This window comes from Aestuariivirga sp., assembly GCF_044239095.1.
GTDB lineage: Bacteria > Pseudomonadota > Alphaproteobacteria > Rhizobiales > Aestuariivirgaceae > Aestuariivirga.
This window is the reverse complement of the sequence record NZ_JBIICB010000176.1, coordinates 1-9,099: the sequence shown is the minus strand read 5'-3', so window position 1 is coordinate 9,099 and position 9,099 is coordinate 1. Positions and strand designations below refer to the sequence as shown.

The 9,099-nt window shown below is 64.7% G+C and carries 8 protein-coding genes, 1 other RNA gene and 1 pseudogene; 3 read left to right on the top strand and 7 right to left on the bottom strand.

The genetic code is table 11. From position 1 onward, the window contains the following. The 7 genes and pseudogenes from ACILRA_RS15140 to ACILRA_RS15110 all read right to left on the bottom strand — a co-directional run. Positions 1–556: pseudogene (locus ACILRA_RS15140) on the bottom strand (ABC transporter permease); the annotation flags it as partial. Positions 557–643: 87 nt separating this feature from the next. Next, positions 644–1,693, bottom strand: coding sequence for a polyamine ABC transporter substrate-binding protein (locus ACILRA_RS15135; protein ID WP_395662917.1), 1,050 nt, complete (start codon positions 1,691–1,693; stop codon positions 644–646). A 278-nt stretch (positions 1,694–1,971) separates the two neighbouring features. Next, on the bottom strand, positions 1,972–2,799 hold the full coding sequence (locus ACILRA_RS15130) for a TIGR00282 family metallophosphoesterase (protein ID WP_395662916.1): 828 nt from the start codon (positions 2,797–2,799) through the stop codon (positions 1,972–1,974). Beyond that, a complete protein-coding gene (locus ACILRA_RS15125; RefSeq protein WP_395662915.1) occupies positions 2,790–3,365 on the bottom strand; it encodes a 5-formyltetrahydrofolate cyclo-ligase in 576 nt (191 codons plus the stop codon). The genes ACILRA_RS15130 and ACILRA_RS15125 overlap by 10 nt, the downstream gene beginning before the upstream one ends. Before the next feature lie 21 nt (positions 3,366–3,386). Next, positions 3,387–3,548: non-coding RNA, 6S RNA (gene ssrS / locus ACILRA_RS15120), on the bottom strand. A 68-nt stretch (positions 3,549–3,616) separates the two neighbouring features. Continuing rightward, positions 3,617–3,973, bottom strand: coding sequence for a cell division protein ZapA (locus tag ACILRA_RS15115; protein ID WP_395662914.1), 357 nt, complete (start codon positions 3,971–3,973; stop codon positions 3,617–3,619). A 3-nt stretch (positions 3,974–3,976) separates the two neighbouring features. Next, on the bottom strand, positions 3,977–4,261 hold the full coding sequence (locus ACILRA_RS15110) for a DUF4164 family protein (protein WP_395662913.1): 285 nt from the start codon (positions 4,259–4,261) through the stop codon (positions 3,977–3,979). A 196-nt stretch (positions 4,262–4,457) separates the two neighbouring features. Here ACILRA_RS15110 and tkt point away from each other — a divergent pair, with 196 nt between their 5' ends. The 3 genes from tkt to ACILRA_RS15095 all read left to right on the top strand — a co-directional run bounded on the left by tkt (position 4,458) and on the right by ACILRA_RS15095 (position 8,842). After that, on the top strand, positions 4,458–6,431 hold the full coding sequence (gene tkt / locus ACILRA_RS15105; protein ID WP_395662912.1) for a transketolase: 1,974 nt from the start codon (positions 4,458–4,460) through the stop codon (positions 6,429–6,431). Between the two features lie 201 nt (positions 6,432–6,632). Beyond that, a complete protein-coding gene (locus ACILRA_RS15100; protein WP_395662911.1) occupies positions 6,633–7,823 on the top strand; it encodes a phosphoglycerate kinase in 1,191 nt (396 codons plus the stop codon). Beyond that, complete coding sequence (locus ACILRA_RS15095) at positions 7,820–8,842, top strand: class I fructose-bisphosphate aldolase (protein ID WP_395662910.1); 1,023 nt, start codon at positions 7,820–7,822, stop codon at positions 8,840–8,842. Before ACILRA_RS15100 ends, ACILRA_RS15095 begins: the two co-directional genes overlap by 4 nt. Positions 8,843–9,099: the final 257 nt, after the last annotated feature.

Here is a 9,099-nt window from a genome sequence, read left to right as displayed (position 1 = left end):
CGCCGTCTGGGCTCTGGCGGAGGTCGAGCATGGAAAGGATGTAGAAGGGCGTCCAGTCAGAGGAGGAGCGCTTGATGGTGGACCAGGTTTCCGGATTGCCCCAGATCTTGTCCATGCCGATCAGGGCGTCCTTGTAGGGCCCCTGCTCCAGCAGCTTCACCTTGCGGCCGGTGTTGATCACCTTGGAACGGATGCCCGACATCTCATAGTTGAGGCGCTTTCCGACAAGGGCCACCTGCTGGTTTGTCGCGTCCTTCATGTCGGACGCCAGGGCGGCAAAGACGTCTTCCGCGGGCAGCTCCTTGCCGTCCCAGGTCTCGAGCGCCACGACGGTGCGCGGCAGGGTCTGCGCGACGTCCGGATCATAGACGGCGTTGTAGAGATACACGATGATCGGCACGACGAAGGAGAGCACGATGAAGGCGAAGAGCGGCGCCACCAGCCCCAGGGCCTTCAGCCGCTCGCGCCGTTCGGCACGCGCCAGCGCCACCTTGAGCGGGGTGCCGTCCGCGGCGCGCATCACGCCATCATCGGGAAGAGCCTGGGCCATGGACATGGTGGTAACGCCCCTGGATGCGAAACGATATCAGGATGAAAGGTGAAGGGGAGGAGGACGAACCCCCTCCCCCCAATGAACGTCGGATTACTGGGCGAGCCAGGCGTTGAAGCGCTCACGCAGCTCGTCGCCCTTGTCACCCCAGAACTGCGGATCCGGGTAGAACACGGTCTTGAGGTTGTCGGGAGCCGACGGCAGGTCCGGCAGGATTGCGGGGTCGACCAGCGGAGAGGAATCCTTGTTGGCCGGGCCGTAGGCGATGAACTTCGTCTGGTCGGCCATGCGCTGCGGGTCAGACGCGAACGCGATGAAGCGGTAGGCTTCCTCGATCTTCGGCGTGCCCTTCGGGATCGTCCACCAGTCCCAATCCGGAGCCTGGAAGTCCCAGATGATCTGGAACGGCTTCTTGTCGTTCTTGATGGCGGTGTGGAAGCGGCCGTTCCACGAGGTGGCGAACACCACCTGGCCGTCAGCCAGCAGCTGCGGACCCTGGGCGCCCGATTCCCACCAGATCACGTCCTGCTTGATGGTGTCGAGCTTCTTGAACGCGCGCGCAACACCTTCATCGGTGCCGAGAACGGTGTAGACGTCAGCGGGTGCAACGCCGTCAGCCATCAGGGCCCATTCAAGGTTCACGAAGGGGCTCTTCTGCAAGGCGCGCTTGCCGGGGAACTTGGTGGTGTCGAACAGCGCCTCGAAAAGTCCGGCGGGAGCCTGGGTCTTCGAGGTGTCATAAGCTGCGACGGTGGAATAGAGGATGTTCGGGACGGCGCAGTCCGTCACGTCGCCGCCGATGAACTTCGAGCGGTCGAGGCCGAGCTTGGCCCAGTCGATGGTCTCGAAGGTGCCTTCGGCGCAGCCGGCAAGCACTGTCTGGGTGTCGACGTCGATCACGTCCCAGGTCACGGCATTGGCTTCCACCATGGCGCGGATCTTGGCGATTTCGCCGTTGTATTCAGCCTCGGTGATCTTGTTGCCGGCCGCAATGTAGGGCTCGTAGAACGCCTTGCGCTGGCTTTCCGAGTAGGAACCACCCCAGGACGTGATGGTGAGTTCGTCGGCAGCCCGGGCGCTGACGGAATAGAGCGCCGTGCCGGCCAAAAGGGCCATGCCGAACAAAGTAGCGAATTTCTTCATACGAGAGCTTCCTCCAGAATGCCGGCAAGGCCGGCGCGTTATCTTTCCAGGAGGAATAAAGCCCGCCCCGCGCCACGCGTGGCGCTTGGTACGGCCCTTGTTTTCCTCCCCATAATCGACGCTTTTTTTGGCGGCGGCTGCCGGCGCAACAGACTTCGTCACACCCGCAAGGCCGCTCTTTTTATAAGCGCTGCAAAAGATACTAGCGGCTTTTTTGTCCCCGTCACTAGAGTTTTTCTACTGGCAACGTGCCAAACGCGTCATGCCAGTCCGCCGGCTCATGCTTCCCAAGCGGCAACGCGGGCTTGTGACAGCCGTCCGCCGGCGCGGATGGGGGCAATCATCGTGGCAAGGCCCGTCCGGTCATCCGTTTCCACGGCAACGCCGCACACGCTGGCCTCGCCCTCGGCGGGCCGCATCCGCTCAACCGGCAGCTTTCTCAGGAAGCGCTGCAGGGGTTCCGCCTTTTCCATGCCGATGACCGAGTCATAGTCTCCACACATGCCGGCATCGGTCAGATAGGCGGTGCCGCCGGGAAGGATCTGGTGGTCGGCGGTGGGCACATGGGTGTGGGTGCCGACGACGAGGCTCGCGCGCCCGTCGCAGAAATGGCCGAAAGCCATCTTCTCGGAGGTCGCCTCAGCGTGGAAATCGATGAGCACGGCATCGCAGCCAAGGCCGAGGGGGCAGGCCTCCAGTTCGCGCTCGGCTGCGGGGAAGGGATCGTCCAGCATCGGCTCGATCATCACCCGGCCCATCGCCTGCATGACAAGGACGCGCCGCCCCGATGCGGTGTCGATCAGGGCCGACCCCCGGCCGGGACAGCCCTTCGGCCAGTTCACCGGCCTGAGCAGGTTCGGATAGCGCTCGATGAAGATCAGCGCTTCGCGCTGGTCGAAAGCATGGTTGCCCAAGGTCACCGCATCAGCACCCGCGGCGAGGAACCCGAGGAAGATGTCCTCGGTGATGCCGAAGCCGTGCGCGGCGTTCTCGCCGTTCACCACCACGAGGTCTGGGCGGTAGCGCTGCTTCAGCAGGGGAAGCTCCCGCGCCAGTGCGTCGCGGCCCGCCCTGCCGACGACATCGCCGAGAAAGATCAGCCGCACGCGAAGGTTTCCTGCTCCGTCATCACATAGTCGAGGGGCGCGTCGTGGGGCCCCACGGGCACCTCGTCCGATAATTGCGCGTGATAGGCGACGCCGACCGCCGCCACTGTCTTCAAGGTCCGGAGCTTTTCAAGCGTGCGGTCATAGAAGCCGCCGCCATAGCCGAGGCGGTATCCCCTCCGGTCGAAGGCCAGCATCGGCACCAGCAGCACGCCGGGGATGACTTCGGGCGCGGTTTCTGGCGGAACCGGAATGTCCCAGAGGCCCGGCACGAGCGGCTCGCCCGGAGCCCAGGCGCGGAACACGAGCGGCTCGCCTGGCGCCATGACCACGGGAAGGGCCGTTTGCCAGCCCTCGCGCTGCAGCCGGCTCAACAGGGGAATGGTGGTGATCTCGCTCTTGTAGGGCATGAAGCCGGAGACGATGCCGGGTCTGTGGCCTAGGCCTCCCGGGAGGCCGCGCTCCGCCAAAGCGATGCCGGCCGAATCCTTCAGAAGCTCATGGGCCTCCGCCCGGCGCTTCGATGCGGCCGTGCGCGCCTTGCGCTTTACTTCGGAGACATCCATGGAAACCTCAAACAAAACACGTGGCGAGCCACCATGGGCCGTGAGTGACTGACGATCCCGGGTCCCTACAGTTGTAGGTGGGCGCCGTTTGTGCGAGGCCACGGCCAAGCCCAGGGACAGCTCCCATTCAGAATCGCATAGGCCCCAGGGAAAAAATGTCACTCACGCACCGGGCAGCCCGCCGGGGACTAACTTAGGAGCGGCGGGGGCGGATGTCCATGCAAGATGGCGCGCCGCGCGCTGCAACCGGGCTATTTGCCCAGGGACTGCGCCAGCAGTTCCAGACGCTGTGAGGCGGCGGTGAGCCTGACGCTGAGCAGTGACTGGAGGTTCTGCGTCTCTGCCTGGGCCGCCGCCCTTGCCTCGCGCAATCCGGCCACCTGTTCCTCCAGGGACTGGATGCGGGCGATCGCCTCGGAGAGCCGGTCGGCAACCATCAGCCCCGCCATGACCAGCATGCGGATGTCGCCTACGGAGCCGACACTCGACTTCACCCGCTGGACCTCGCCGTCGAGAAGGACCGCCAAGTCGCGCAGATGCGCCTCCTCGCCTTCGGCGCACTGCATCGTGTAGGGGCGGCCGTTCACCTCGACGATCACATGCGCCATGGCTTACTCCGGCGCATTGGAATGAAGCACCGCGCGGATGCGCGACATGGCGGCATCGATCTTGCCGGCAGCATTCTTGCCCGTGTCTGCCAGTTCGTGGGCCTTGCTGCGCACGAGCTCGAGCTCCTGCGTAAGCTGCGCCTTGTCCTTGCGCAGGGATTCGGCCTCGCTTTCGAGTTCCGCCATGCGGGCTTTCCGCTCGGCCGTCTTGCCCACGGCCTCCTCAAACCGGCGCAAGGCCGCCTCGAAGCGCTGGAATGCCTCATCCAATTTCTCAATGCCTGCCATCAAAGCCTCTGGTAAGATTACAAAATCTGCCAGCCTTTACCGCTACGCACAATAGGCTGAACCGGGCACCAGCGCAACGCCCCCGAAACGGCCTGCCGGAGCGGCGGGAGCAGCCTCGGGTTCCAATTGACTCAACCGCGCAAGCCGCTATCAGGAGCCCCAATTCCCGCGTTTCAGACCCAAGGAACCGCCGCGCATGACCCTTCATTCCCCCGAACAGACACGCTCCATGGCGAATGCGATCCGCGCCCTCAGCATGGATGCGGTGCAAAAGGCCAATTCCGGCCATCCGGGCCTGCCCATGGGGGCCGCAGACGTGGCGACGGTTCTGTTAACGCAATTCCTCAAGTTCGATGCCGCAGACCCGCACTGGCCGGACCGCGACCGCTTCATCCTGTCGGCCGGTCACGGCTCCATGCTGATGTATTCGCTGCTCTATCTCACGGGCTATGCGGACATGGGCCTCGACGACATCAGGAACTTCCGCCAGCTCGGCTCCAAGACCGCGGGCCACCCGGAATTCGGCCATGCCACCGGCATCGAGACAACGACCGGGCCCTTGGGGCAAGGCATCGCCAATGCCGTGGGCTTCGCCATGGCGGAGCGCCACCTCAACGCTGCGTTCGGCGACGCACTCGTCAACCACAAGACCTATGTGCTGGCGGGCGACGGCTGCCTGATGGAGGGCATCAGCCAGGAGGCGATCACGCTCGCTGGCCACCTCAAGCTCAAGAACCTGATCGTGCTGTGGGACGACAACGGCATCTCGATCGACGGCAAGCTGTCGATGACGGACTCGACGGATCAGCTCGCGCGCTTTGCCTCCTGTGGCTGGGCCGTATCGCGCTGCGATGGCCACAACCCGGCGGAGATCGCCGCGGCACTCAACGCCGCGCAGACATCAGATAAGCCTGTGATGATCGCCTGCAAGACGGTGATCGGCTTTGGCGCGCCGACCAAGGCCGGAACCTCCGGCTCGCACGGCTCACCCTTGGGCCCCGATGAAATCGCGGGCGCACGCAAGGCGCTGGGCTGGGATTATGAGCCCTTCGTGGTGCCCAACGACTTGATGGACGCCTGGCGCAAGGCGGGAAGCCGTGGCGCGGCCGACCGCGCGGCATGGACGGCGCGGCTTGCCGCTTCGCCGAAGAAGGAAGATTTCACCCGCCGGACATCAGGCAAGCTCCCGGCAGATTTCGATGCGGTGATCGCTGCCTACAAGCAGGAGCTGGCCAAGAACCCGCCGGCCCTTGCAACGCGCAATTCCTCGCAGAACGCGCTCGACGTGATCAATGCCGCAGTCCCTGAGACGATCGGCGGCTCGGCGGACCTCACGGGCTCCAACAACACCAAGTCGAAGGAGCTGAAGCCGCTCACTGCCGCGGACTATGGTGGACGCTATGTCTACTATGGCATTCGCGAGCATGGCATGGCGGCGGCGATGAATGGCATGGCGCTGCATGGCGGCGTCATTCCCTATGGCGGCACCTTCCTTGTCTTCACCGATTACTGCCGCCCGTCGATCCGCCTCTCCGCCCTCATGCAGCAGCGCGTGATCTATGTGATGACGCATGACTCGATCGGGCTTGGCGAGGATGGCCCGACGCACCAGCCGGTGGAGCATCTGGCCGCCATGCGCGTCATCCCCAACCTTGCCGTCTACCGCCCCTGCGACGCGGTAGAGACGGCAGAATGCTGGCAGCTGGCGCTGAAGGACGAGAGCCGCCCCTCGGTGCTGGCACTGACGCGCCAGAAGCTGAAGCCCGCGCGCATTGCGTACTCGGAGGAGAACCTCTGTGCGAAGGGCGCCTATGAGATCGCGCCATCGGAAAAGCCCGCGCAGGTCGTGATCTTCGCCTCGGGCTCCGAGGTCGAGATCGCGATGGCCGCCAAGGCGCTGCTCGATCAGGCGGGCAAGCCCGCACGCGTCGTCTCCGTGCCGTCGATGGAGAATTTCGAGCGCCAGGATAAGGCCTACAAGGCGAAGGTGCTGGGTGCTGAAAAGACCCGCATCGCCATCGAGGCGGGTGTGCGCACCGGCTGGGACCGCTTCATCGGGGTGGAGGGGACCTTCATCGGCATGACAGGCTTCGGCGCTTCGGGGCCGGCGGAACTGCTCTACAAGCATTTCGGCATTACGGCGGAAGCCGTGGTAAAGGCAGCGGAATAAGCCGGCCATGGCGCAGCCTCGTCCTTCCACACCCCGCCGTCACCCCAGCGAAAGCTGGGGTCCCGCTTCGGCGCATCATCGCGCTGACAGAAAGCGTCATTCCGGCTTTCGCCAGAATGACGCAGCTGATGGGGTTTACTGGCATGACCGCAATTTGAGTTTTTCGGCTAACGTCATCTCTTCCTGATCGGAGACGCATACATGCCCGCCTTCCGCACGCTCGATGATGTCACCCTCTCCGGTAAGCGTGTGCTGTGCCGGGTCGACCTCAACGTGCCGATCAGCGACGGCAAGGTGACGGATGCCACGCGCATCGAGCGCGTGGTGCCAACGCTGCGTGAGATCATGAACAAGGGTGGCGCCTTGATCGTGCTTGCCCATTTCGACCGGCCCAAGGGCAAGGTTGTGCCCGAAATGTCTCTGAAGCCCGTGGCAGAAGCACTCTCACAACACCTCGGCGTGCCGGTGCGCTTCATCTTCACTGACTGGCAGGCAGCACCCCAGGTGGATGTGAAGCCCGGCGAATGCGTGCTGATGGAGAACACGCGCTACCATGCCGGCGAGGAGAAGAACGACGAAGGCTTCTCGAGGATGCTCGCCTCGCTCGGCGACATCTATGTGAACGACGCCTTCTCCGCTGCCCACCGCGCGCATTCCTCCACCGAGGGGATTGCGCATGTGATACCCGCCTATGCGGGCCGCGCCATGGAGGCGGAACTCAAGGCGCTGCAGCTGGCGCTGGAAACGCCGAAGCGCCCGGTGATCGCCATCGTCGGCGGCGCCAAGGTCTCGACCAAGCTCGACCTGCTCGGCAATCTCGTGAAGAAGGTCGATGCGCTGGTGATCGGCGGGGCGATGGCCAACACCTTCCTGCTGGCGCAGGGCCATGGCGTGGGCAAGTCGCTGGCCGAGAGGGACCTCATCGACACAGCGCAGCGCATCATGCAGCAGGCAGAAGACGCCAAATGTGCCATCATCCTGCCCATCGACGGCATCGTGGCGAAGGAATTCAAGGCGGGCGCTCAATCGCATGACTATGGCGTGGATGCCATTCCCGCCGACGGCATGATCCTGGACGTGGGGCCCATGTCGGTGGACCGGGTGCGCTCGGCCATCGACGATGCGCACACGCTCGTGTGGAACGGCCCTCTGGGCGCCTTCGAGATTGCGCCCTTCGACCAGGCGACGGTTGCCGTGGCAAAACACGCCGCAGCGCGGACGAAGGCCAACAAGCTCGTCTCCGTGGCTGGCGGCGGCGACACGGTGGCAGCCCTCAACCATGCGGGCGTGGCGCAGGACTTCACTTACATCTCAACAGCTGGCGGGGCCTTCCTCGAATGGCTCGAGGGCAAGCCGCTCCCCGGCGTCAAGGCATTGGAGGTAAGGACATGAACATCGAGAAGCTGAACGACATTGCCAACCGCATGGTGGCGCCGGGCAAGGGGATCCTCGCCGCGGACGAATCCACGGGCTCGATCACCAAGCGCTTCGAATCGATCAAGCTCGAGTCGACCGAGACCAGCCGCCGCGACTACCGCGAGATGCTGTTCCGCTCAGGCGACGCGATGAAGAGCTATATCTCCGGCGTCATCCTGTTCGACGAAACGCTGCGCCAGAAGGCCGCCGACGGCACGCCACTGGTCGACATCATCAAGGCTGCGGGTGCCGTTCCCGGCATCAAGCTCGACAAGGGGCCGAAGCCCCTGCCCTTCTGCCCCGGCGAGACGGTGACGGAAGGCCTCGACGGGCTGGCCGAGCGCGTGGCCGAATATGCCAAGCTCGGCGCCGAGTTCGCCAAGTGGCGCGCGGTGATCGATGTGAGCGACACGATCCCCAGCCACAACGCTATCAGCGCCAATGCCCATGCACTGGCCCGCTATGCGGCGATCTGCCAGCAGGGCGGCATCGTGCCGATGGTGGAACCGGAAGTGCTGATGGATGGTGCGCACACCATCGACCGCTGCATGGAAGCCACCGAATGGGCGCTGAAGGAAACCTTCCAGCAACTCTATTTCGCAGGCGTTGCGCTTGAGGGCATCATCCTCAAGCCCAATATGGTGATCTCCGGCAAGAAATGCGCCACGCAGGCTAGCCGCGAGGAAGTGGCCGAGAAGACGCTGAAGGTGCTCAAGCGTTGCGTGCCGGGTGCCGTGCCGGGCATCGCCTTCCTCTCCGGCGGCCAGTCGGGCGAGGATGCGACAGCCCATCTTCATCTGATGAATGCGGCAGGCCCCCTGCCCTGGAAGCTCACCTTCTCCTATGGCCGTGCCCTTCAGGCCGACGCACTGAAGGCCTGGGCCGGAAGACCGGAGAATGTGGCCGCAGGCCAGCGCGCCCTCGCCCACCGCGCGAAGATGAACGCACTGGCAGCCTCCGGCCGCTGGACTGCCGAGCAGGAGAAAGTAGCCTGACACCCCGTCTCTTCCTTGTCGCCCCGCAAGATGCCGCCGCACCACACATCCTCGCCTGCCTGAAGGCGGCATGCGAGGCTGGCGACGTGGCAAGCCTGCTTTTGCCAGCCTCCGCCGCAAAGGACGTGACGTCCCCGGCGCAGGCGCTGGGCGTTGCCGTGATGGTCGCCGGCGAACCGCGCGACGCGGCGCGAAGCGGTGCTGAGGGCGTGCAGGTCGATGCCGCCTCTGAGGATGTCGCCGCCGCACGCCAGTCC